The sequence below is a fragment of the Corynebacterium sp. HMSC072A04 genome (genome assembly GCF_001809235.1).
GTDB lineage: Bacteria > Actinomycetota > Actinomycetes > Mycobacteriales > Mycobacteriaceae > Corynebacterium > Corynebacterium hiratae.
Map to the genome: position 1 here is coordinate 1 of NZ_KV796778.1, position 744 is coordinate 744.

Consider the following 744-nt stretch of genomic DNA (forward strand, 5'->3'; position numbering starts at 1 on the left):
AGAGGAACCAGTCACCTGGAAGAGATCGATCCAGTCGCTGGTGTGCAATCTGGGAGGTAGGGTCGCGGGGTCGATTCCTCGCGAGCGCAACCATGATTGTGTCTCTGAACGTGATGAAAACAACCCTGCCCTTCGGAGAATTTCCCCTATCCCGCGTCCCCGGGCAGTGAAAACGGTGTGCACCATCGCCTGAAAGGCTTTGCGCTGCTCTATCGGAATCTTCGGGTCACCCACCCGGCGGATCACTAAGATCCCCCCGTCAACGTTTGGCTGTGGCCGGAAAGCAAACCTTGGTACTCGGGAACCAAGGTGAAACGTGAACCATGGGGACCACTGAGCCGTCATCATCGTGCTTGCACCTACCCCGGCCCGGCGGCGAGCGACTTCCCACTGCATGAGGAGTACAGCGTCAGTCCATGCCGGCGCATGCAACAGCTTTCGAAGAATGGCAGTGGTGAGGTGAAAGGGAATGTTTCCCACAATGACGCAGGGAGTGGCGGGTAACGGGAAGTTGAGGAAATCATCATGGACCACTTCGACCGACGCCGAGGCGGTCTTTTTTGTGAGTTTGGCAGCTAGTTTTGCGTCTACCTCAACTGCCGTTATTGCCCTCCCCAAGTGGGATATCGGGTGAGTGAGGGCACCGCTTCCTGGCCCGATCTCAATGATGGGGCCGGAGGTTTGTTTTACAAGATCGACGATGGAGTTGATGATCTTGTGGTCTGTGAGAAAATTTTGGCCATG

1 protein-coding gene is annotated in these 744 nt (G+C 56.2%); it reads right to left on the bottom strand.

Annotation, left to right across the window (positions count from 1 at the left end; all coding sequences use genetic code 11):
- On the bottom strand, positions 1-744 hold a 744-nt coding region (erm, locus tag HMPREF2565_RS05115), incomplete at both ends, for a 23S ribosomal RNA methyltransferase Erm (protein ID WP_071406959.1).